Annotated in this window: 22 protein-coding genes; 6 read left to right on the forward strand and 16 right to left on the reverse strand. The window is 31.6% G+C overall.

Going from position 1 to position 22,774, the window contains the following annotated elements; all coding sequences use genetic code 11:
• Positions 1-25 precede the first annotated feature (25 nt).
• The 3 genes from RDK80_RS14225 to RDK80_RS14235 are packed head-to-tail and all read right to left on the reverse strand — an operon-like array spanning position 26 to position 1,501.
• Positions 26-439: a bacteriohemerythrin gene (locus RDK80_RS14225; protein WP_094903092.1), complete on the reverse strand. Its 414-nt coding sequence runs from the start codon at positions 437-439 to the stop codon at positions 26-28.
• Positions 440-461: 22 nt separating this feature from the next.
• Positions 462-788, reverse strand: a complete 327-nt coding sequence (locus tag RDK80_RS14230) for a P-II family nitrogen regulator (protein ID WP_094903094.1) — start codon at positions 786-788, stop codon at positions 462-464.
• Positions 789-799: 11 nt separating this feature from the next.
• On the reverse strand, positions 800-1,501 hold the full coding sequence (locus RDK80_RS14235; RefSeq protein ID WP_094903096.1) for a DUF1538 domain-containing protein: 702 nt from the start codon (positions 1,499-1,501) through the stop codon (positions 800-802).
• Between the two features lie 151 nt (positions 1,502-1,652).
• Here RDK80_RS14235 and RDK80_RS14240 point away from each other — a divergent pair, with 151 nt between their 5' ends.
• Positions 1,653-2,339: a hydrolase gene (locus tag RDK80_RS14240; protein WP_256311407.1), complete on the forward strand. Its 687-nt coding sequence runs from the start codon at positions 1,653-1,655 to the stop codon at positions 2,337-2,339.
• Between the two features lie 46 nt (positions 2,340-2,385).
• Here the strand turns inward: RDK80_RS14240 and RDK80_RS14245 are convergent, their stop codons facing one another.
• The 3 genes from RDK80_RS14245 to RDK80_RS14255 all read right to left on the reverse strand — a co-directional run bounded on the left by RDK80_RS14245 (position 2,386) and on the right by RDK80_RS14255 (position 5,592).
• Positions 2,386-3,747 carry a sodium:alanine symporter family protein gene (locus RDK80_RS14245; protein ID WP_308524639.1) on the reverse strand — a complete coding sequence of 454 codons (1,362 nt, stop codon included), beginning with the start codon at positions 3,745-3,747 and terminating at the stop codon, positions 2,386-2,388.
• A 92-nt stretch (positions 3,748-3,839) separates the two neighbouring features.
• Positions 3,840-4,685: a response regulator gene (locus RDK80_RS14250; RefSeq protein ID WP_308524640.1), complete on the reverse strand. Its 846-nt coding sequence runs from the start codon at positions 4,683-4,685 to the stop codon at positions 3,840-3,842.
• Positions 4,686-4,713: 28 nt separating this feature from the next.
• The gene (locus tag RDK80_RS14255) at positions 4,714-5,592 is read right to left on the reverse strand and encodes a DMT family transporter (protein ID WP_216559930.1); all 879 of its coding nucleotides are present in this window, start codon (positions 5,590-5,592) and stop codon (positions 4,714-4,716) included.
• Between the two features lie 161 nt (positions 5,593-5,753).
• Between RDK80_RS14255 and RDK80_RS14260 the strand changes: the two genes are divergently transcribed.
• From RDK80_RS14260 to RDK80_RS14280, 5 genes are all read left to right on the forward strand, one after another.
• Positions 5,754-7,067, forward strand: coding sequence for an aminotransferase class V-fold PLP-dependent enzyme (locus RDK80_RS14260; protein ID WP_308524641.1), 1,314 nt, complete (start codon positions 5,754-5,756; stop codon positions 7,065-7,067).
• Between the two features lie 23 nt (positions 7,068-7,090).
• Entirely contained in the window at positions 7,091-7,579 is a 489-nt protein-coding gene (locus tag RDK80_RS14265; RefSeq protein ID WP_235601373.1) for a DsrE/DsrF/DrsH-like family protein, read from the forward strand.
• Positions 7,580-8,420: 841 nt separating this feature from the next.
• A complete protein-coding gene (locus RDK80_RS14270) occupies positions 8,421-9,770 on the forward strand; it encodes a radical SAM/SPASM domain-containing protein (RefSeq protein ID WP_308524642.1) in 1,350 nt (449 codons plus the stop codon).
• Between the two features lie 453 nt (positions 9,771-10,223).
• On the forward strand, positions 10,224-11,471 hold the full coding sequence (locus RDK80_RS14275; protein ID WP_308524643.1) for a D-serine ammonia-lyase: 1,248 nt from the start codon (positions 10,224-10,226) through the stop codon (positions 11,469-11,471).
• Positions 11,472-11,626: 155 nt separating this feature from the next.
• Entirely contained in the window at positions 11,627-12,646 is a 1,020-nt protein-coding gene (locus RDK80_RS14280) for a lysylphosphatidylglycerol synthase transmembrane domain-containing protein (protein WP_308524644.1), read from the forward strand.
• Positions 12,647-12,701: 55 nt separating this feature from the next.
• On the opposite strand, the gene RDK80_RS14285 is transcribed toward RDK80_RS14280, so the two are convergent.
• The 10 genes from RDK80_RS14285 to RDK80_RS14330 form a co-directional block, all read right to left on the reverse strand.
• Complete coding sequence (locus RDK80_RS14285) at positions 12,702-13,148, reverse strand: DUF340 domain-containing protein (RefSeq protein WP_308524645.1); 447 nt, start codon at positions 13,146-13,148, stop codon at positions 12,702-12,704.
• Between the two features lies 1 nt (position 13,149).
• Positions 13,150-13,956 carry a DUF3100 domain-containing protein gene (locus tag RDK80_RS14290; RefSeq protein WP_094903109.1) on the reverse strand — a complete coding sequence of 269 codons (807 nt, stop codon included), beginning with the start codon at positions 13,954-13,956 and terminating at the stop codon, positions 13,150-13,152.
• Entirely contained in the window at positions 13,956-15,158 is a 1,203-nt protein-coding gene (locus tag RDK80_RS14295) for a M20 family metallopeptidase (protein ID WP_308524646.1), read from the reverse strand. Before RDK80_RS14295 ends, RDK80_RS14290 begins: the two co-directional genes overlap by 1 nt.
• Positions 15,159-15,248: 90 nt before the next feature.
• Entirely contained in the window at positions 15,249-16,496 is a 1,248-nt protein-coding gene (gene glyA, locus RDK80_RS14300; RefSeq protein ID WP_308524647.1) for a serine hydroxymethyltransferase, read from the reverse strand.
• A gap of 122 nt (positions 16,497-16,618) precedes the next feature.
• Complete coding sequence (locus tag RDK80_RS14305) at positions 16,619-17,308, reverse strand: response regulator (RefSeq protein WP_308524648.1); 690 nt, start codon at positions 17,306-17,308, stop codon at positions 16,619-16,621.
• The gene (locus RDK80_RS14310) at positions 17,305-18,867 is read right to left on the reverse strand and encodes a histidine kinase (RefSeq protein ID WP_308524649.1); all 1,563 of its coding nucleotides are present in this window, start codon (positions 18,865-18,867) and stop codon (positions 17,305-17,307) included. Before RDK80_RS14310 ends, RDK80_RS14305 begins: the two co-directional genes overlap by 4 nt.
• Before the next feature lie 366 nt (positions 18,868-19,233).
• Positions 19,234-19,677, reverse strand: coding sequence for a hypothetical protein (locus tag RDK80_RS14315; protein WP_308524650.1), 444 nt, complete (start codon positions 19,675-19,677; stop codon positions 19,234-19,236).
• A 422-nt stretch (positions 19,678-20,099) separates the two neighbouring features.
• Entirely contained in the window at positions 20,100-20,294 is a 195-nt protein-coding gene (locus RDK80_RS14320) for a hypothetical protein (protein WP_308524651.1), read from the reverse strand.
• A complete protein-coding gene (locus RDK80_RS14325) occupies positions 20,291-21,622 on the reverse strand; it encodes a tetratricopeptide repeat protein (RefSeq protein WP_308524652.1) in 1,332 nt (443 codons plus the stop codon). Before RDK80_RS14325 ends, RDK80_RS14320 begins: the two co-directional genes overlap by 4 nt.
• 488 nt (positions 21,623-22,110) lie before the next feature.
• Positions 22,111-22,773 carry an ABC-2 transporter permease gene (locus RDK80_RS14330; RefSeq protein WP_094903127.1) on the reverse strand — a complete coding sequence of 221 codons (663 nt, stop codon included), beginning with the start codon at positions 22,771-22,773 and terminating at the stop codon, positions 22,111-22,113.
• Position 22,774 lies beyond the last annotated feature (1 nt).

Below are 22,774 nucleotides of genomic sequence, written 5' to 3' on the forward strand. Positions count from 1 at the left end.
ATCTAATGTGTATTATTAGAAGAGTTTAATAAACGCCTTTACTATTTAAATAGTTTTTATATTTCATATCTGTAACAAGAATATGATTTTCGATCCAATTAGCTATAAAAACAATTAAATCCATACCAATTTTTCTTTGTTTTACATCTACATCATCAGCTTTAATAGACTGAATCTTAGCTACAAATGCATCATGTTGTTTCTTGTGATTATCAAAATCCTTATACCCATGAATCTTCATCAATTCTTCTTCATATGTGAAATGTTCTATAGTGTACTCTGCCAATCTATGGATTACAGTCATAATTTCATCATAGCGATCAACTCCATCTTTTGCAGAAACTAAGTTATATAATTCTGTACCCATTTTAAATAGTTCCTTATGTTGTTCATTAATCTTTTCAATGTTGACACTGAAATCGTCCTTCCATTTAAACATAATTTATCCCCCTTGTACTTTATTATTCCTCAAATTCTTCTCTATGATGTAAACCTATTAAATTAGTAACTGGTACTGTAAAAATAATGCCTGTCCCTGGTTTCTTAAGCTGTCCTGCCTCTACCATTGCATTCATTATATTCTTATACTTATCTATTTCCGTTAGAATTAAGATTATCTCCTTAGAGGCTTCAACATGCATATTTAAGAACTTTTTTACTTCAGATTCTCCTGTTCCTCTACCATAGAAAATAGTAGCACCATTAGCTCCTGCTGATTTTGCAGCATCTACTACTTTTTCAGCTTTACCTCTTTCAACTACGGCTATTATACATCTAATTTCAATCACAATACCACCTCCTAAATTTTAGTTAATATACCTAATATCATTACAGAAATCATTGAGCCTATGGATGTAAGTCCTACTATTCCAAAACCAGATATCAATGGGTCAACCCCTTTAATAACTGAAGCCAACCCTACAGCCAAAGCCATATTGATTGGTATGTTTACAGGTCCCGTTGTAGCAGATGCAGCATCAAATGCTATTGCACCAAATGGCTCTGGTGCGAAAAAAGATAGAAGTATTACTATTAGTAGCAGTGGTACAAGGACTTTTATATATGGAAGGTTCAATAATATCTTTAATAAACCTATTGTCATACCACAGCCAAATCCCACGGCAACTCCATGGATTAGGACCATATGTGGTATAGCTCCTTGAGATAATTCTTCTACCTCTAAAGCTAATGCTTTCAATCCTGGTTCTACTAAAGTAGCAGCATAACCTATTACAAACCCTATTACTAGTATAATCCATTTTTTCTCAATAATTACAAAATTTCTACCAACTGAATCCCCTAAAGGTATTAAGCTCATGGTTGTACCTTTTAAGAATAAATGTAAACCTAGTACAGATAATATAAATCCAATTATAAAATCCCTCACATTATGTAGTGGCTTTTTTAGGATAAATATCTGAAGTGCAGCTAATATAGCGGTTAGAGGTATGATGCTAATAGCAGTTTCCCAGAGTGCACTCAAATTCGGTAGTCCCTTCATGTCAATTCACTCCCTTGCTATTTTTATGATTTGTCTTATATATCCATTATAGCATACTTTTAACTGCAAGATTATGTAAAAAGAAAATCATAGAGGAAAACAATATTTATGGGTATAATATAATTATATAAATATCTTTAGGAGGTGTTTTATGGAAAAAGAAAAATATATACCAGAAGTAAAATCTCAGCTTAGATCTAGGATCATAGAGGTTCCGCCTGTAATCTATAAAGCTAGTGGTATAAAAGTATTAGGGACAAGGATCAAATCCTTGCTATTCTCAACAGATGTGGCTATTATAAAAAATACAAATGCCAATTCAATTATAGCAGTATATCCCTTTACCCCGCAATTGTCTATTACTCAAGCTATACTTGAAGTTGCTCCAGTTCCTGTTTTTGTAGGTGTAGGGGGTGGACTTACAACTGGCAAAAGGTCTGTTGATATCGCCCTTCAGGCAGAGCTCATGGGTGCATATGGAGTTGTAGTAAATGCTCCTACAGCTAATGATGTAATTTCTAAAATGAAGGGTAGAATCGACATACCTATTATAGCTACTGTTGTTTCAGAATGTGACGATTATAAGGGCAAGGTTCAGTCCGGAGCCAGTATATTAAATATATCTGGTGGTCCTAGAACAGCTTCTCTCGTGAGAAAAATAAGGGAAGAATTTGGAAAAGAATTACCTATCATTGCTACAGGTGGTCCTACAGAAGAGTCTATCCTTGAAACCATAGAAGCTGGAGCCAATGCTATAACCTATACTCCGCCTACCAGTGCTGAAATATTCGCAGGGGTCATGGAGAAATATAGAAAAGAAATGAGAGATCATCAATAAACAAAGGACAGATCCATTAAAAAGATCTGTCCTCTTTATTTATAATTTATTTATTACCAAGAGCTCTTTCTTTTGCAAAGAATTCCTTAGTAAGTTTAATAACAACTCCACTTAAAGCCGCAACTCCTATTAAGTTTGGAATAGCCATTAAACCATTTAATGTATCTGCTAAAGCCCAAAGAACTTCAAGTCCACCTACAGCACCTACAGCTATAAAAGGTATCCATAAGATTCTATAAATCATATTAACTTTAGGCCCAAATAAATATTCAGCACAACGCTCTCCATAGTATTCCCAACCTAGTATAGTAGAGAATGCAAATAGTAAAATACCTATGGAAACTATAGTTCCACCCCAAGTTCCCGGTAAACCATGGCTGAAAGCCTCAGTTGTAAGAGCTGCTCCTGTTGCTCCACTTTGCCATACACCTGTAGTTAAAATTGACAATGCAGTTATGGAACAAATAACTATTGTATCTACAAATACTTCAAATACTCCCCATAATCCTTGACGTACAGGGTGATCTGTTGTCGCAGCTGCATGAGCTATCGGTGCACTACCAAGTCCTGCCTCGTTAGTAAATACCCCACGTGCAACTCCATATCTCATAGCATCCTTAAGGAATGAACCTGCAAATCCTCCTACAGCAGCTGTTCCAGTAAATGCTGAGCCAAAGATTAATCCAAATGCCTCTGGAATATGTGCTGCATTAATAATAATTATTACTAAACCGCCTATAATATAGAATGCTGCCATAAAAGGTACTAATTTTTCAGTTACAGAACCTATTCTCTTAATACCACCTATAACAACCATAGCTGCAAATACTGCTAATGCAATTCCTGTCCATAATTTAGGAATATTAAATGTTACTTGAAGTGATTCTGCTATAGAGTTGGATTGAACCATGTTTCCTATACCGAATGCAGCTAAAGCTCCAAAGAATGCAAATATATATGCAAGCCATTTCCATTTTAATCCATTTGTAATATAGTACATCGGACCTCCGACAAATCTTCCGTCAGGAGTCTTTTCCCTATAATGAACTGCTAGTACAACCTCTGCAAACTTTGTAGTCATACCAAATAATGCAGCAATCCACATCCAGAATACTGCTCCTGGCCCCCCAATAGATATTGCAGTAGCAACACCAGCAATATTACCTGTACCTACAGTAGCAGCTAATGCTGTGGCAACTGCCTGGAATGCTGTTACCTCACCTTCACCATGGTCATCCTTAGCGAACATCTTAAGTAAGGTATTCTTTAAAATATAGCCAAGCTTTGTAATTGAGAAAAAATTAGTGCGAAGAGTTAAATAAATTCCGGTACCAACCAATAATATAAGCATTGGTGGACCCCATACAAAATCATTGATAATTCCATTGATTTCCATTAATTTGTCCATTGACCTGCCTCCTTTTTTATTAGACTAGGTCAATTATATATACGGAGTTTCAAAAAACTTCAAAAATACTCAAAAATGATTTCTGAATATTTCTAATTGTTATACTTTTCGCAAAGTATACATAATCCTGAGAGGAATTTTTTCATATTTATTGAACCTTTTCCATTATTTTTCCCTCGAATATAGTCCATTTCACGCTTTATTTGTTCGAAATTAAACAGAGTATTTGAATATTCCACAAAGGTTTCATTCATATAGTCCTCTATACCTAAGGATGCAATATTGCTCATAGCTACATTGATAGTCCTTCTCATTCTTTGTTCCATGGCCTTAGGATTATTGGTAAATCTAGAGCATAATTCTCGTATAGAAAGATCATTTATTTTAACTCTATTTTTCATTAAAAAATTTGCTACTTTTACTAAATCTTCACTTCCTATTTCACCAATAATACCTAGTCTAAAAAGTATTAAATTGATATCTTGTTCACAATCCTTTGACTCTATAGTTTGTTCAAAATTTGGCGTAATATCGTTAAATATTTGTTGAATTTTATTCATCTTTTCTTCTAATTCTATTTTATATTTGACCTTTTTTATTATGGTTTCTACTTCTAAGTAATTTATAGGCTTATAAATAAAATATTCTACTCCATGAATATATGCCTTTTCAACATTTTCCTTAGATGTAAAATTGGAAATCATAATAAATTTAGTGCTAAGACTCTCTTCTTTTATTTCTTTAATTATACGAAATCCATCAAATTCTTCATCTAACATATCCAAAATAATCAAATCCGGCTCTGAAGTCATTATTTCTTCTACACCTTCTAAAGGATCATCAGATACGCCCACTAAAAAACCTAAATGATTGTTATGGATAATCTTTTTTAGAGTATTTATATCATCCATATTTTTATCTAATATAAATATCTTCATATTTATCCTCCAATTACAATCTTTTGTTTTAATCCCTCTTCAACTTTAAAAATTCCCACTTTGTTTCACTAGTTATAACTGAAATTAAAATTGCCATACATCCTATTAAAAATCTTACAGTAAAGGGTTCTTTCAGAAATATAATTGCAAAAGTGCTTCCAAACACCGCTTCTAGACTCAAGATTATAGCCGCATGAGTTGAGTTTGTGTACTTTTGAGCAACAGTTTGTACTAGAAATGCAAACATTGTACTAAATAAAGATAAATATAATATCGGAATTAATGTCTGAGTTTGAATATTCATTTTTGTCCCTTCAAATAATATGGCAAATATAAATGAAAGTATACCTGCTGTACCTAATTGTACTATTGATATAACATATGGATCTGATTCCTTTGCAAAATATCCTGTAGAAGATATATGGCATGCAAACATTATGGCACATAAAAATGTCAAGAAATCTCCATATCCAATTGTCAAATTACTATTTAAGCTGAGTATTCCGATCCCAACTAAGCATAAAAAAGCTGCTGCTAAATCAAATTTATCTGGTCTTTTCTTAGATATACCCCAATAAATAAATGGTACCATAACCACATTGGTTGCTGTAATGAAAGCCTGTTTTCCAGCTTCAGTATATTGTAGACCTACTGTTTGCATAGCAAAACCTGCAAATAGAAATAATCCTATAATTACTCCAGCTTTTATATCTTTTATAGAAGCCTTCCTAATTTTGTTAAAAAATATCACTGATAGTATTATGGTGGAAATAATAAATCTAAAGAACAATAAGTAATAAGGAGTTACATGATCTAATGCATTCTTTGTCACAACAAACCCTGAGCCCCAAACAACAGCAACTAAAAGTAAAGATAAATCTGCATATAAAGTTTTTTTACCTGTCAAAAAAATTCCCCCTATATTTGAAGCAGTAGGGATGATCCTACCTTCTTATTTTTACTACTATTATATCATAATTATAGGATTATAACTTATATTCAGTAAAATGGCACCAAAAATATATTTTCTAATAAAATAGTATTATATTAAATAGTAAGGGTGATTTTATGGATAAAAACTTAATTGTAGGTAGCAATAGTCTAGTAAGGTTAGAAAATGGCAACTCTGTGCATTATATCAACTTTGATAATGCTGCTACGACACCTCCCTTTCAATCTGTTGTAAAAGAGATAGTTGAGTTTTCTAGCATTTATTCTTCTGTGCACAGAGGTACAGGATATAAGTCCATAGTGTCTTCAATGATATATGATGAAGGAAGAGAAATAGTATTAAATTTTGTTGGAGGAAATAAGGATTATCATACAGTAATATTTTTAAAAAATACTACAGAATGTATAAATAAGCTATCTTATAGATTAAAAGATACTCTACAGGATAAAATAGTCTTATCTACATACATGGAACATCATTCTAATCTACTACCTTGGAAATATAGATATACTACAGATTATATACAAGTAGACGCCTCTGGAAGACTATGCTTAGAGGATTTAGAATTCAAATTAAAACTATATAAAGGGAAAGTGGGATTAGTCGCAGTAACTGGTGCATCAAATGTAACTGGTTATATTAATCCCATATATGAAATAGCAAAGTTATGTCATAAATATGGAGCTGAAATTTTAGTAGACGGAGCCCAGCTCATTCCCCACAGTCACTTTGATATGAGACCTGTAGATAGCCCTGAGCATATCGATTATATAGCATTTTCTGGACATAAAATGTATGCCCCCTTTGGTGTAGGTGCATTGATAGCGCCTAAAAAAGTTTTTGAAAAGGGTTTTTCAGAACAAGTGGGCGGAGGAACAGTAGAGTTTGTATCTATTAAAGATACAATATGGGCAGACCCTCCTGAAAAAGAAGAAGCCGGAACCCCTAACTTAATGGGAGTGGTTGCATTATCTACTAGCATCAAAACATTACAGAACTTAAATATGAGGAAAATAGATGAATATGAAAAAGATCTTACCCGATATGCCATAAGTTTAATACATGATATACCTGGACTTATTCTCTATGATGATATGAATGTAGAAGAGAAAGTATCTATTATTTCATTTAATATGGAAGGATTAAAGCATAATGAATTAGCAACCATACTTGCTCGTGAGGGAGGAATCGCCGTTAGAAATGGTTGCTTCTGTGCACAGCCTTATGTTCAAAGACTGCTTAAAATACCTGATGAAGATGTAGAAAAATATATGACTAATCAATCACTATCTCGCCCCGGTTTAGTCAGAATTAGTTTCGGTCTATATAATGATTATAATGAAATATATCTACTTGCATATCTTCTTAAAGAAATCAGTCAAAACTTAGATTTTTATAAAAATAAGTATAGAAATTCTCCTTTCTACTAAACCTAGTAGAAAGGAGGTTTTCTATGGAAATGAATACTGATAAAAAAATGAGTATACTTATGTTCAGCGGTGATTATGATAAAGCATTAGCAGCTCTTATATTAGCTAATACTGCAAAGGAGATAAATGTAGATGTCACAATGTTTTTTGCATTTTGGGGATTAATGCTTGTTAGAGATCCCAATAGTATCTCTGCTGAAGATAAAACTACATCAGAAAAAATGTTTGCAAACATGACTCCAAGACATATTGAAGAGTTACCTCTATCTAAAATGAACTTTGCAGGTATAGGAAAGAAAATGCTTTTGGGAATGATGGATGATAGTGATACTCCTAAATTATCTGATTTTCTCAATGGTGCATTAAAAAAAGGTGTAAATATGAAAGCATGTAAACTCTCTTGTGAAGTAATGGGCTTCAAAGAAGAGGAGCTTCTCAAAGAAGTTAGTATAGTTACAGCAGAAGACTATTTAGTAGAAGCTTTGAATTCTAATATTCAGCTTTTTATCTAAGGTATTACTATAGTGATAGAAAATACACAGAGGAACGGCAGACGGTGCAAAAATGGATACTTTTTCCAATGTAATAGCCGTAGTCTTTTATGCTATGAGTTGTTTAATGTTACCAAATAATATTCTATGTTTAGAAAATTGTGGGTTAACAGGTGACCTTTTACCTGTTAACCCCTTTATTATTTCTCTTATACTTACTATATTTATCACTCTTTTCATATCATAGGCTAAAAAGTCCAAAGAGGTATTTAGTAAATTTGTTAAAATTTGTAGAATATTGCAAAGAATTGTAATAATTTGCAATATTCATAAAATTGCAAAATTTACCTTGACTTCTAATAAATGTTTTAATATAATTCATATATACCATGGTATAATGCAAAAAAGTTAGAATGTCGTGTCATACTAGGGGGGTGAAAATATAATGAAAATGAAGCCGATTATTGAAGCTAGTTGGAATTTGCAAAATGAGTCAAATCAGGAGAGTTCACAAATGGGACCAATGGTAGGAATGGGTAATCAATGGTGCTGTGCTTGCTAAGCTTAGTAAGGTGGTTTAGCTTACTCTCTTACTGAATATTTGATTCGAAAAAAGCTAAGCTACATAACCCTTCTATCACAATAATCCAAAGTATTCAGTGATAGAAGGGTTTTTATCACAGATAACATCCCGCCAAACATTTTGCTTATTATGGTTTGCGGCAATGTGATTTGTTGGGAAATTATGTGTGCACCATAAACTTGGCGGAGATGATAGGTATTTGGCTTATATATACTTTGGACATCCCCAGCAAAGGTGGGACTTCATCAACACAACAATCAGCTTTAGGGAGGGAAAGCAATGAGATTAATTAAACACATGATATTTGTAGACATACACGATAACAAAAAACTGTTGATAAACTCTTTAACAGGCACTATGGACGAAATTGATGCCCCTATTTACGAAACATTGTCCAAGTGGCAGGCTTGTGAAGAAATTGTAACGGAGAATGATTTGGAGGCTGAGCTATTAAGCAATCTCCAATCCAGAGGATATCTGGTAAATAACTACGAAGAGGAAATAGCCAAAAAGAATGAAATTTTAAAGGTATTGCGCAACGATCACATTCAAAGGCAAAAAGACCAAAGATCTGTCGTCTTTGTTATGACTTATGACTGCAACTTCAGATGCCCTTATTGCTTTGAGGGTGATGCCTATCTTAAAAAAGAGGTCATAACTCCGGAACAAATTGATGCTGCCTTGAAACTTGCGGGTGAGGGCGTAGAGTCAATATGTCTTTTTGGAGGAGAGCCGTTGCTTCCAAAAACCAGACCTGCTTTGGAACATCTTTTTAATAAGGCCCCCGATAAAACATATCAAATTTTCACCAATGGGTATTATCTGATAGAATCCCTTGATTTACTTTTGTCTATAAATATTTCTCAAGTTTTAATCACTTTAGATGGCAGTGAAGAGTCTCACAATAGCAGGAGGGTCTTAGCTAACGGAAAGCCTACGTTCAAGAAAATTATGGATGGTATAGAGAAGTGTTTAGAAAGCGGGATAAATATCCGAATCAGAATGAACCTTGACAAAAACAATTGCAAGCAAGCAATTGATTTAAGAGAAAAGCTGCTTGACAGATTTTCAGGATATAAGGATAATTTATCGTTTGAATTAGCCACACTGCTTGGAAACTCTTATGATGAACGAATTGATATAATGACTGAAATATATCATTCGGATATAAAGCACTCCTTCGAGGATAGGGAAAGAATAAACGATTTTATAACTAAAAAAAATTCAATACTGGATCACTTAGTATATGGCAGAGCCATAAATCCTTTGTACTCCTATTGCTATGCTCACGTAGATGGCATGGCGTTTGACCCCTATGGCGATATTTATCCATGCTTGGGGTGTGTTGGCAAGGACCGCTTTTCTATAGGAAAGTATCATCCCTTAATTGAATTCAAGGAAAACTCAATACGCAACCGTAATATAGAAAAAATTCCCGAATGCAGGGATTGTACATATTCTCTTCTTTGCGGAGGAGGCTGTCCTTTGGGGTTAGATGGAAATGGTGATTTTTTCAAGCCTATGTGCTATTCCGTCAAAACTCTTTTGCATAAAGAACTCCCCTTATTTTATAAAGAAAGAGAAGAAGCTATGAAAAAAACCGAGGAAGCAGTAAATAGCACCTATTGATGGAACGGGAAATCGTCAACCCCAAAACCATAGATGCACACAAAAACGCTGTAATCCGTTGATACGACTGGATTTGCAGCGTTTTTTCTTATTCGATGAGCTTTATCCTTCAGAAGATCCCATTCTTTACATAGAGCCACAAATTGTTTAAATACTAAATTTATGGCCTCTTTATTATCTTTTCTAAAGTCCGATATTGATTTTAAATCTGTAGTTAATCTTCTTAGTAGTCACATTACTTCTATATTTATTCCTTCTGTATATCTAATACTACCACCATTTCTTATGATATCATGGATAAATTGCAGCATATTTAACCTAAATTATGTCAACCAATTGTTGGATTTTCTACACGGTCTGACGGTTCTCTTGTGTCTTTTTTCTTTTCTCTTTTATTATCTAGATATATCTTATATACTATAAATAAAAGATATTGTATTGGAGGTTTTTTATATGGATTTTCCGTTATTAAATGAATTGAAAGCTGCAAAGGAAATTATATGGTATAACGACAATTATATTAATTTTGATGAAGTTAAAGATGGACTACCTGTGTCCTTAGATGATGTACTTGAAGCAGAAAATAGACTTAAAAGATTTGCCCCATATATAAAAAAAGTATTTCCTGAGGTAATAGATGGAATTATCGAATCACCTATCTCTGAAATTGACAAGATGAAAGGTCGAATGGAAAATGAATATAATAAAAATATATATGGCAGGCTAATTCTCAAGAGGGATGATTTACTTCCCATAGCTGGTTCGATTAAAGCTCGAGGCGGTATATATGAAGTATTAAAACATGCAGAAACCTTGGCTATAGATAATGGCCTACTAAAGCTAGAAGATGATTATAGTATATTAGCCGATGATGATTTTAAGAAATTCTTCTCTACTTATACAATTCAAGTAGGCAGTACAGGCAACCTTGGACTAAGTATTGGTACAATCTCTGCCAAAGTAGGATTTAATGTAATAGTCCATATGTCTCAGGATGCTAAGCAGTGGAAGAAAGATTTACTTCGCTCTAAAGGAGTTAAAGTAGTTGAATATACATCAGATTATTCAAAGGCTGTGGAAGAAGGGAGAGCATTATCAGATAAAGATCCTAAATCTTATTTTATAGATGATGAAAATTCCAAGGATTTATTTATGGGGTATGCTGTCGGTGGCATGAGAACTAAAAGACAGCTTGAAGATATGGGAATTGTAATCAACAAGGATCATCCTCTTTTTGTATATCTTCCTTGCGGTGTAGGTGGAGGCCCTGGCGGTGTAGCTTATGGACTTAAACTTATGTATGGAGATAATGTAAGATGCTTCTTTGCAGAACCAACTCATTCACCTGCTATGCTATTGGGTTTGGCTTCTGGGCTTCATGATAAAATTTCCGTAGAAGATATTGGTCTAGATAATAAAACTGATGCAGATGGTTTAGCAGTGGGAAGACCTTCCTCTTTTGTAGGAAAAATCATGGACAAAACATTAACTGGTGCATTTACAATTGATGACTATAGGTTATATGACTTTCTAAAAGCACTATATGATGAGGAAAAAATATTCTTAGAGCCTTCTGCCCTTGCAGGATTTTTAGGACCTATATTTACTTCGGAAAAATATAAAAATGAAAATATAACTCATATGTGTTGGGGAACTGGTGGAAGTTTAGTACCAGAAGAAATAAGAAAACAATTAATTTAGTGCAAAGGCAGGTAGCGTCTATCGGTGTACAGACGTTTATCCTGTCTTTAGGTATATAAGTTCTCTATTTTACTGCCCCCTTCTAATTTACATGAAGAAGGTGTATAATAGAGAATAAAAGTTCTTGTGCATAATAAAAGAAAGTAGGAATTACTATGAAAAAAGCATTAAATTATATAATATTAGTAGGTCTTATAGTGCTTACCATATGGATTTTTGTTAGCAACAATGATTTCGATAATTTTTCTGAATTAATCAGTAGTGCAAATATCGTGCTTTTATTAATAGCAGTTTTATGTATGGTATTGTATTGGTTTTTTGAAGCCTATATAATCCATAGAATGAAAAAAACCTTAAATATTAAAAGTACCTATGGAGCATCTCTTAAACTTTGTATGATTGGTCAATATTATAGTGCAATTACTCCATTCTCCACTGGAGGTCAGCCTGTTCAAATATATTCATTGGTAAGTGATGGTGTACCTGTAGGTACTGCATCATCTTTATTTGTTAACAGGTTCTTGATATATCAATTGGTAGTTACTTTCTATTCATTATTTATGTTTATAATTAGATTTAACTTGCTTTATACTGAAGCTAAACTAGCACTACCTTTTGTAATAATAGGCTGTTTGGTTAATTTCATAATTTTAATTATGATATTTGGATTCTTACTAAATGAAAAATTTATTAGAAGTCTTTTAAGTAAATCTATTAAAATTTTACACAAATTTAAAATAATAAAAGACATAGAAAAATCTGAAGAAAAAATGAATAATACTTTATTAGATTATAAGACAAGCGTCGAAGAGATGAAAAAAGATAAGAAAACTACATTGGAATTGATTCTAGTGTCTATAGTACAGTTGACAATTGGTTTTTCTATTACTTTTTTTGTCTATTTAGCATTAGGTTTTGAAATGGGTCATTTCTTAGATATCATTGCTATTCAATCTTTACATTATATGGCAGTGTCTTTTATGCCTACTCCAGGAACTGCTGGTGCGGCAGAAGGTGGATTTTATATGTTATTTAAAGTCATATTCCCTAAAAAGATCCTATCCTTTGCCTTAATGCTATGGAGATTTATAGATTATTATTTGAGAGTTATGATAGCAGGATTAGTAACATTAATAGACTTTATATCTAGAAAGAAAAAAGTAAGCATTAATTAGACTTATAGATAAACCTCAAGGAGCTTTAACTTCTTGAGGTTTATTTTTATTACAATTAAATTTGTCCTAAGGCTCTTAATAAAATATCTGCAATAATTGCCGAACCTAGATAAGTTCCAATCATTACAAAAATTGCAAGAATTACAATTCTCCATCCTGTTTTTTTAAGAGAGTCTAAATTTTTACCAGTATAGATCCCTGCATATCCTAAAATCGGAGTGGCTAATGCTAAGAAATTAACTTTTGAAACTAGATTTGATATAGTTGCTGCTCCCGGTATTCCAGGTACTGTTAATAATGTAGATAAAGTTACAATATATGCTACACTAGGAATTTTGAGCGGTATTATCTTTGCTAGTACTATTCCTAACACTGCTATTGATACTAATATTAATACTCCTGGAATTGCTTCTATCATATTTACTTTATAACCAACATAATTTCCCACAACTGAGATTGCTGCTGTTATTAATAATATAATAACGGAATCCTTTAGTTTCATGTTAATTTCCCTCCTTAGTCACAGGAACTTCTGGCAGCTCTTTATACTTCATTTTATATACCTTCTTATATAACCATTCAGCCAAAGGTAATGCTAACCATAATGACATATATAAACCATCTAAGCCGGAGAGCATATTGCTTGCAGCTCCAAAAGCTGTAATCATTTCTTCCATTTCTGGAAACATAGCTACTAAGGAGCCTACTCCCGCTGTCATCATGCTCCCTGAACCTACTCCAGAAGCCATGGCTAAAGAATAAGGATGTAAGGAAGTATTTGCAGCAAGAAAACTTGCCATTAATCCAATAAATACTGTTCCGAAAACTGTCCCTACTATATAAACTCCTAATACTCCTTGTCCCTCTTCACTATCAAGTCCAAATTTATCTCCAACTAGAGCGACATTAGGTTCTCTAGCTATTGAATGAGCTCCACCTATAGCTTCTCTTTTTAGTCCCAATAACACTGCAATTGGCACTCCTAGTAAAACTGTTCCTATATTTCCGAACTCTTGCAAAATAAGAGCAGGACTAGCAGCTAATATTTTCGGCAAAGTAGGTCCAATATTTGTACCATATTTAGCCATTAAAAGCATCAGAGTTAAGCTTATTAAAGACCCTGCATCATCCATTTCTTTTTCTCTTGCAACATTTAAAAACTTGGGTGTCAATAGTACACCAAAAATCATAGCATACAGCATTGGTAATAATACAATTGTTCCAATTCCAATAGGAATATTTATGACGCCAATAAATTCAGAAATAACTACTAATCCTAAAACTAATAAATGCAGTTTTACATTCTTCATTATCTCACCTCATTTTTATTTTCATTGGCATATTTTATACCATGTAAAACCATGTTACTCATTACTGCTGAAGCAGTAATAACAGCTCTATCATCTCCATCAAATCTTGGATTGTGCCAAACATAATTCATATCCTTTTCTTTGTTACCTACTCCTAACCAAAAGAAAAATCCAGGAACTTTTTCAGTAAAAATGGAAAAGTCCTCTCCACCCATTGAAGGTATTGGATCAACAATTCCTTCCTCTCCTACTATTTCTTTTGTTGCATCATATGCCAATTTTGTTAGTTCATCATCATTAAATACAGCTGGTAAGTCAAAAATATACTCTAATTCAACATCTACCATATAAGCCTTTGCAGTGTACTCTAATACTTCCTTTATCCTTTTTGGTAACATTTGTCTTACTTGTAGATCAAAACTTCTTACAGTGCCTGACATCTCCACGAGTTCCGAAATGACATTGTTAGCAGTTCCAGAATTAAATGTCCCTATGGAAATAACTGCTGAATCTAAAGGACTTACATTACGACTAACTATTGTTTGCAAGTTCATTAACATAGCTGACGCTGCTATAATAGGGTCCCTTGTAGCATTGGGTATTGCACCATGACCTCCCTTCCCTTTCACTTTTATTCTTATAGTGTCAACTGCTGCCATTAATCCGTCCTTTTTAATTGCAATTTTCCCCCATGGTATCTCTGGATTATTATGGAGTCCAAATATCAAATCCGCTTTATAATCTGTAAATAGCCCCTTTTCAACCATTACTTTTGCTCCCTTATTTATTTCTTCAGCTGGTTGAAATACAAACATTACATTTCCATTTAATTTATTCTTAATATCAGATAAGATTATTGCAGCACCTATTACAGATGAGGCATGAAAATCATGACCGCAGGCATGCATTACTCCATCTATTTTGGATTTATAGGGAACATCATTCAGTTCTTGAATCGGAAGAGCATCAATATCTCCTCTTAATGCTATTGTAGGTCCTTCTTCTTTTCCTTTTAATAAGCCTACAACACCAGTTTCCATCCCTAAATCCATTATTTCAATGCCTAATGAAATTAATTTTTCTTTAATTTTTTCAGTAGTCCTATACTCTTTGAAACTTAGTTCTGGGTACATATGAAGATCTCTTCTAAATTCAATTACTTCCTCCTCATATAATTTTTTCAATTCTTCCAACTTTAACATAATAGTCCTCCTTCTTTTATCACCCTATTTCCCAAAACCCATATCTTTTTGAACAAGTAATACAAATCTTATAAACTATAGTTGAAGTTGTTAAAAATATCTTTCATATAATGGAAATCTTTGACTTATACCTAATACTTCATTTCTTATTTCATTGAGTACATCCTCATTGTCTATGCTGTTTGCAACTTTATTTATTATTGACCCTATTTCTTTAATATCCTGCTCTTTCATACCTTTTATTGTCATGGCTGTAGTTCCAATCCTAACTCCACTAGTGACCATTGGTTTTTCGGGGTCAAAAGGTATCATGTTTTTATTTACAGTGATCCCTACATAATCCAAGGCTTTTTCCAATTGTTTACCTGTCAGCTTCTTTGGTCTTAAGTCAACTAATAATAAATGTGTATCTGTACCTCCAGATACAATCCTAAATCCATATTCCGATAATGCAGCTCCCAAGACTTGAGCATTTTTTACAACTTGCTTCATTAAATTTGCAAATTCTTCTGTAGAGGCACGCTTAAAGGTATATGCTTTTGCCCCCATTGTGTGAAGATGAGGAGAACCTTGGGAACCCGGAAACATTGCCTTATCAATTGCCTTAGCATATTCTTCTTTGCATAATATAAACCCGCCTCTTGCACCACATAAGGTTTTAGTAGTAGTGGAGGTAACAAAGTCTGCATACTTCATAGGATTAGGATATATCTTAGCTGCCACAAGTCCTGCTACATGGGCCATATCTGCCATGAAATATGCTCCAACAGATTTGGCTATTTCGGAAATCTTTTTGAAATCAATAATCCTTGGATAAGCACTTCCCCCTGTAACTATGAGTTTTGGTTTATATTCTCTTGCAAGCTTTTCAATTTCATCATAATCAATTAATTCTGTTTCCTTATCAAGTCCATAGGCAATAAAGTTGTATATCTTTCCTGAAAAGTTTACCTTATTGCCATGGGTCAAATGTCCGCCTTGATCTAATCTCAATCCTAATACAGTATCTCCTGGTTCTAATATTGCAGAATAAACAGTTTGATTTGCTTGTGAACCTGAATGTGCTTGTATATTAGCATGTCCAGATTCATAAAGCTGTTTTGCTCTAGATATTCCTAAATTCTCCACTTTATCTATTACATGACATCCTGCATGATATCTTTTTCCCGGAAAACCTTCTGTAGTCTTATTCGTCAAAATACTACCTTGCAGCTCTAGAACCTCTGTAGGAACATAGCTTTCAGATGCTATCATTTCGATTCCCGTTCTTTGACGATTTAATTCTTCCTTTACCATTTGAAATAATATGGAATCTGTTGCTTTTAAAGTATCTAACATAATTAGTCTCTCCTTTTCATAGTTGTTATGGTATATTATTTCAAATATTCAAATAATTTTAAATTAACTAAATCACTATTTAATTGAACTAAATCATCTATTAACAAAACAGTAGCCTAAAGCTACTGCTTATAATTTTTAGGTGTATTTCCCGTTATAATTTTAAAGGTTTTATAAAAATAATTTAGATTATTAAAGCCTACTTGTGTTGCTATCTCCTTAATAGGAAGTTTTTCATTGTACATTAATTCTATAGCTTTATCAATTCTAAATTTATTTAAATACTTTATAAAAGTCATATGAAAATATCTATTAAACAATCTATTAATTTGATTTACACTAATATGAAAATCCTTAGCACATTGATTTAATTGAATATCATTTCTATAATTAATATTTATATATTGAAGAATATCATTTAACAATGGATTATCGGTGAATTTATATCCTATAACTCTAGCAATAGATTCCTTCAAGCTGTTAGCCTCTATAGGTTTTAATAATATGTCCTTTGCTCCTAATCTCAGCGAGGACTGGGCATATTCAAAATAACTAAATGCTGTGACCACAATAAATGTTATCGGTTCAATATAATGATTCTTTATATAGTCCATAACATCTATTCCATCACTACCTGGCATTTCTATATCCAAAAAAACTACTTCTGGCTTTAAATCAAAGATTAGTTCTATAGCTTCTCTCCCGTTTTCAGCTTCTCCCATCACTTCTAAGGGTATATTATTTTTGCTTATTAAAAGTTTTAATAAATCTCTAGCTAATATTTCATCGTCTACAATCAATGTTTTAATCATAATTCCTCCTTAATAGCTGGAATTACTATTATGACTTGAGTGCCAGCATTCTTCTTACTTGAAATTTTAAATTCAAAATTATTATGATGAAGTAATTCTAGTTTTCTATATATCATCATTAGACCACTAATAATAAAATTCTCTGTCTGTCCTTTAATCATATTATTAAGTTTTTCAATTTCATCTTCTTCTAATCCAGTTCCATTATCTAGTACTTGAATATAAATTTTATCCTGATTCTTTCTACAGCTAATTTGGATGCTTAGGTTGTCCATTTTATTTTTAAAACCATGGACAAAAGAATTTTCAATTATTGGCTGAATGAAATTAAAGGGAATTCTTGCCGATTTGGCATTTTCAGAAATATTAATATTTACACTAAGTCTTTCACCATATCTTAATTTTTGCAGCTCTAGATAATCCATAATAAATAAAATCTCATCATTTAATGTGGCAATAGAGTTGCTTGACTTCAGTGAATATCTAAAAATTTTTGATAATCTAATTATTGATTCATAAGTCTTTATGCTATCTTCTTTTATAGCAAGACTAGCAATTGCATTTAATGTATTAAAAAGAAAATGATTATTAATCTGTATACTCAAAACCTGTTCTTTTGTAGATCTTAAGCTCTCCTCCAATAGAAGTTCATTTTTAGCAATATCTTTAATTATCTCTTCTTTCTTATATAATTCCATCTCAGTATTTTCTAATAGATAATAATATGAAATGTTCTTACTCAAGGTCTTTATATGCTGCAAAATAGCCATGATACGTCCTTGATGAACTATCTGAATTTTACGATACAATGCATAATCTAAGTCTAATTCATCTTTAAATTCTACATAACTTTCATCATATATTCTAATATGTCCTCCTTTTATAGTACCAACCAAACTATTGTTTATAATAATTGGCATAACAAATACTCTTAATCCATATTGACAAACAAAAGCAAATGGATCTTTATAATGGGGAGGCATATATTCATCATAAATATTATATAGATGGCAATTCCTTACATCTTTATGTACATTGCATTTTTTTATACAAAATTCGGGATAGTTATGAGAAATAATAACCGGTTCATTTTTTCTGTCAAATATGGATAATGGAATTCCTAATATATCAATAGCCTCATCATATAGATGTTTAATCTTATCATTTAATACTATTGTATCCTCAAAATTTTCTTTATGCACCTCCCCGCTATTCAATATATCATTTAGGGGATTGCGTTGGTTATAATATACTGGAATTGATATCAGTAATTCTTTAATTGGTTCTTCACCCGCATTTATTGCCTCATGTACTGAACCTGCATCTATATGAAATAAAGACCCCGGCTCCTTAATACTTAACTCCTTACCAATAAGCTGTTCTCCTTGTCCAGATAAAACATATAATAATTGTTCATCTCCATAGTGAATATGCTCCTTTTGTCTTTTTCCCGGTAATATGGTACTAATGCCTATATGCATTATATTAGTAGAGTTCTTAGTATCAGGCTCATAAATCCACTCTATATTGCCCCAATCAAAATATTGTATATGACTCATTATCTTCACCCCTAAAACTATTGATAATAAAAATATGATATTGATTTTAGAATATTGAAATTATTCTATGTTCAGTTTACTATACCTAAGTAGAAAAGTAAACCAATGAAGTCAACCTTAAAATGCTATGTTTCTACTTCAAAGCAACATTATTATAAATATCAAAGCAATAAAAATAAGTTAAGATTTTGATAAGAATATCAAAATCTTAACTTATTTTTATTTATTTATTTTATTGTTAATTTCTTTTTTGGTTGGTTAGTTTTAGTTTTAAAAATAACTGTTGTTAGTAAAAAAAAGTATATATACCGTTTGCACAAAACATTTTATAGAATCTAGAAAACAGATTATGCCAACCATTTAATTTTAGTCTATTTTTATTTCATTATCATCCCTATCAAATATATACCAAGTCTCATATCCATCGATATTATCTGGTTCTTCATTCGATACTTTTGTTTTGTTATATTTACTATAAATTATATAATCATAACCATCCTTTTTATCCTCTCCTATATGAATCCTTAATTTGAATCCACTAGGTCTGCTGCCATTCCAATATTCATCTCCAATTTTTTGCATAAAATCAATACCTATTATTGTTTGAAATTCATTTATTAGATATTGGAAATCTCCTTTTTCTAAGTCTCCTTTATAATTAATATCTGCATAAAGAGTAGGTCTTTTAAATCTAAATTCTAAATTTGCTATTTTTTCGTTAGAACCCATAATTGTTTTGGTAAATTCTTTGGTTTCATCAATGCTAACAGTTTTATAAGGACTGCATCCTGCTAGTATTGTTATAAACATTAGGATAACAGTTAGAGAATAAATTTTTATTTTATTTTTATAGACATATGTTAAAATATATAATTTCACCACCTAAATTATTATCATATATTTCATCTAAACTGTAAGATTTTCTTTTTTCCCAGGTTGATATAGCTATATTCCTATCTCCATGAACTCCATTTTGGAGGTATTTAGTTATAGTAACTCAATGCCAGTTTAGTCTAGATACTACTATATTATAATATTGTATTAGATAAATATGGCATAAATTCTTACCTCTTTGTTATTTATTGCATAGCAACTTTTATTTAACACAGGTTCAGAGTTTATGCCCTATTCATTTTTGGTAATATTACCAATTATTATTTTATTTTCATAGAATTAGAGTTATTCACTTTATTATTAACTAATTAATCTTAACTAATTTAAATTACCACTTATTAATTAGGTCTAGTTGTACCTGCATCACCTCCACAAGAGCTAACTGTAGGATATTCTGGTTTTCCTTGATAACCTGAATATCTCTTAGCTTCTGGTCTAGCAGTACCTGAATCTGCTCCAGCAAACACCCCCATGGATAGATTAAATAATAAAAACATCAATACAACTACACTTATTAATTTCCTTCTCTTCATATGCTCTCTCCTCCTTGATATTTTATTATATTATCGATTAGTTTTTCAAACCTATCGTACTCTTGGTTATCAACATATGTCTTCAAACATTTAAAGACTGCCAATGAACCATCATTAAATTTCATGCCAGATATAATATCGTCATTATACTGTTCTATTATTTGGCCAATATCCTGAACCTTCGTTTTTGTATTTAATTCTATCAAAGATATGATATTTTTAGAGATATAATTATATTGAACATTCTTCTTTGCATATTCTAAGGATTCTTTATAATACTTTTCTGCTTGTTCAAGCTCTCCTAAATTTTCATACGAAACAGCTAACTGGTTACAAATTTTACAATAGAATTCTCCATCCTTATCTAATTCACCAATATCTTTTAATATTATATCCAAATATTTATAGGCACGCTTTTCATCATTTAATTTTGTATAAGCTTCAGCTATATTTCCATATATTATATATTTATGATCACTATATCCAGTAAAAGTTAAAACTTGAAGTGCTTTATTATAGCTACTTAAAGATGCTTCATATTCTCCCATTTCAAAATAACATAAACCTTGTAGGTTATATGCCATTCTCCACAAATCATATTCTTTTCTCTCAGAATGTCTCAACAAATCTGAAATCACTTCTAAAGAAGGAGAATACATCTTTAATCTATAATAAGCCAAAGCATAGTTATAATATAGATAGGTTAAATATTTTTCTGGGATATCGTCAATATTCACAAGAGCTTTTTGATATATTGTGATTGCATCCTGACATTTTCCTCTATCAATATAGTTATTGGCTAGCTTTATCATTATTCTATAATTTAGCTTTCTCTTAGGATATCTAGTTGTCAGCTCCCAAGCTTTAGACATATATTCATATTCCTTTTCATAATCTCTAGAATTAAAATATATATCTCCTATGAGCTCGTACGCCTTAATCTTTTTGTCCATAAGATCATATTCATTTAGGAGAAACTCTAAATCATCTATATCATCTACATCAATAACATAATCCTTATCATTTTTATGCTTGTCCAACTCTGCAATATATGCTTCCACTTCTTCTTTTGCATCATATCTTCGTGGATTAAGCAGGTCCTCAGGCTCCATGATTAAGTCCATATTTCTTTCTTCTAGGATATTATTTATTTTCTTACATATTAATTGTGCATTATCTATCTTTAGGGGAATTTTACCAGACTCTATTAAGCTTATTAAGTTGCTAGTGCTATCTTCTCCTGTAATTTCTGATTGGCTTATATTTAATGTCTCTCTTATTCTTCTTAGAACTCCCCTAAAATTAGTCTCTGAGATTGCAATATCCAAACACATCACCCCTATCTAATATTTAACTTCTGGTGTTTGATATGGAAAGTTAGAACTATCTAAGGGAATAACTCTTCAATATAAAGAAACCCTTCTTATTTCATATACCTAATTCTATAATTTGAAATTATTATAGCTAGTATACACCATAAGTTATTTATTGAATCAACAATATGATTGTTAAGTTCATTAAATCATATTGTAACTTCTAGGGTCAACGTTTTTGTTTTTACAATTTTCGATACTTAGTGTCGTATTTTATCGAAAACTATCTTCATAATTCTATGATTATTAGATTATAAATGTGTTTTTTAAAACATTTATCTTGTGAAAATATTTGAATATTTAATGACATCTTTTGTCTAATTATTTTGATATAATTAGAATAAAAAAACCTATAAATATAGATTTTTTTAGTATCTATACTATAGGTTTGATTTTAAAATATTCTACAGTTTTTATATAAGCTTATTATATCTTTATTTTTTCTAAAATTCCTTACCTTTATATATACCTTTTGAAATCTGTAGAGAAATCAAATACATTATTATCCCAACACCAGCAAACAGAAGAATGAGTATTTTCCAATCCATGTTTATTATATTTTGAAATATCTCTGCATTTTCAAATTTTCTACCAAATCTACTTATTATATTGGGCAATAAAATAAGTATGATATAGAAGATTTGATTAAATGCTTGGGCTTTTCCTACATTATAATAATGAAATGGCAAGTATATGGAGAAAAATATCAAAGATAATCCCAATATAAATAATACATCCCATATAGTTGCAGGATTCCCTACTATTGTGGTACTAAATATAATCTTAGATATATTAGAGGATAAAAAGACAATTCCAGTTATAAATAAAATATATAGTCCCATAGATATATATTTTGATTTTACAATATCATATCTATCTACTGGAAATGAATTTAACATCATATCTGCCTTTCCTTTTACATCGTATTGAGTGGAAAACATTGAAACCACATATACCATTATAAACATAGCAAATCCATATACAAGCTTAGATTTATATACATGGTCGATACTCACTCCAACATATCCAAAGAATAGTCCTCCACATAGTATAAATAGGTTTATAAATCTTAATAATCGTATATCCTTAATTACAAGCTGTTTCATT

It is taken from the genome of uncultured Tissierella sp. (assembly GCF_902479755.1).
In the GTDB taxonomy this organism is placed as follows: domain Bacteria; phylum Bacillota; class Clostridia; order Tissierellales; family Tissierellaceae; genus Tissierella; species Tissierella carlieri.

What these genes read in the sequence shown, in the direction of transcription:
- RDK80_RS14225 (WP_094903092.1), bottom strand. Translation starts at nt 439, where the DNA reads ATGTTTAAATGGAAGGACGATTTCAGTGTCAACATTGAAAAGATTAAT.
- RDK80_RS14235 (WP_094903096.1), bottom strand. Translation starts at nt 1,501, where the DNA reads ATGAAGGGACTACCGAATTTGAGTGCACTCTGGGAAACTGCTATTAGC.
- RDK80_RS14240 (WP_256311407.1), top strand. Translation starts at nt 1,653, where the DNA reads ATGGAAAAAGAAAAATATATACCAGAAGTAAAATCTCAGCTTAGATCT.
- RDK80_RS14245 (WP_308524639.1), bottom strand. Translation starts at nt 3,747, where the DNA reads ATGGACAAATTAATGGAAATCAATGGAATTATCAATGATTTTGTATGG.
- RDK80_RS14250 (WP_308524640.1), bottom strand. Translation starts at nt 4,685, where the DNA reads ATGAAGATATTTATATTAGATAAAAATATGGATGATATAAATACTCTA.
- RDK80_RS14260 (WP_308524641.1), top strand. Translation starts at nt 5,754, where the DNA reads ATGGATAAAAACTTAATTGTAGGTAGCAATAGTCTAGTAAGGTTAGAA.
- RDK80_RS14265 (WP_235601373.1), top strand. Translation starts at nt 7,091, where the DNA reads ATGGAAATGAATACTGATAAAAAAATGAGTATACTTATGTTCAGCGGT.
- RDK80_RS14270 (WP_308524642.1), top strand. Translation starts at nt 8,421, where the DNA reads ATGAGATTAATTAAACACATGATATTTGTAGACATACACGATAACAAA.
- RDK80_RS14275 (WP_308524643.1), top strand. Translation starts at nt 10,224, where the DNA reads ATGGATTTTCCGTTATTAAATGAATTGAAAGCTGCAAAGGAAATTATA.
- RDK80_RS14280 (WP_308524644.1), top strand. Translation starts at nt 11,627, where the DNA reads ATGAAAAAAGCATTAAATTATATAATATTAGTAGGTCTTATAGTGCTT.
- RDK80_RS14285 (WP_308524645.1), bottom strand. Translation starts at nt 13,148, where the DNA reads ATGAAACTAAAGGATTCCGTTATTATATTATTAATAACAGCAGCAATC.
- RDK80_RS14290 (WP_094903109.1), bottom strand. Translation starts at nt 13,956, where the DNA reads ATGAAGAATGTAAAACTGCATTTATTAGTTTTAGGATTAGTAGTTATT.
- RDK80_RS14295 (WP_308524646.1), bottom strand. Translation starts at nt 15,158, where the DNA reads ATGTTAAAGTTGGAAGAATTGAAAAAATTATATGAGGAGGAAGTAATT.
- glyA (WP_308524647.1), bottom strand. Translation starts at nt 16,496, where the DNA reads ATGTTAGATACTTTAAAAGCAACAGATTCCATATTATTTCAAATGGTA.
- RDK80_RS14305 (WP_308524648.1), bottom strand. Translation starts at nt 17,308, where the DNA reads ATGATTAAAACATTGATTGTAGACGATGAAATATTAGCTAGAGATTTA.
- RDK80_RS14310 (WP_308524649.1), bottom strand. Translation starts at nt 18,867, where the DNA reads ATGAGTCATATACAATATTTTGATTGGGGCAATATAGAGTGGATTTAT.
- RDK80_RS14315 (WP_308524650.1), bottom strand. Translation starts at nt 19,677, where the DNA reads ATGTTTATAACAATACTAGCAGGATGCAGTCCTTATAAAACTGTTAGC.
- RDK80_RS14320 (WP_308524651.1), bottom strand. Translation starts at nt 20,294, where the DNA reads ATGAAGAGAAGGAAATTAATAAGTGTAGTTGTATTGATGTTTTTATTA.
- RDK80_RS14330 (WP_094903127.1), bottom strand. Translation starts at nt 22,773, where the DNA reads ATGAAACAGCTTGTAATTAAGGATATACGATTATTAAGATTTATAAAC.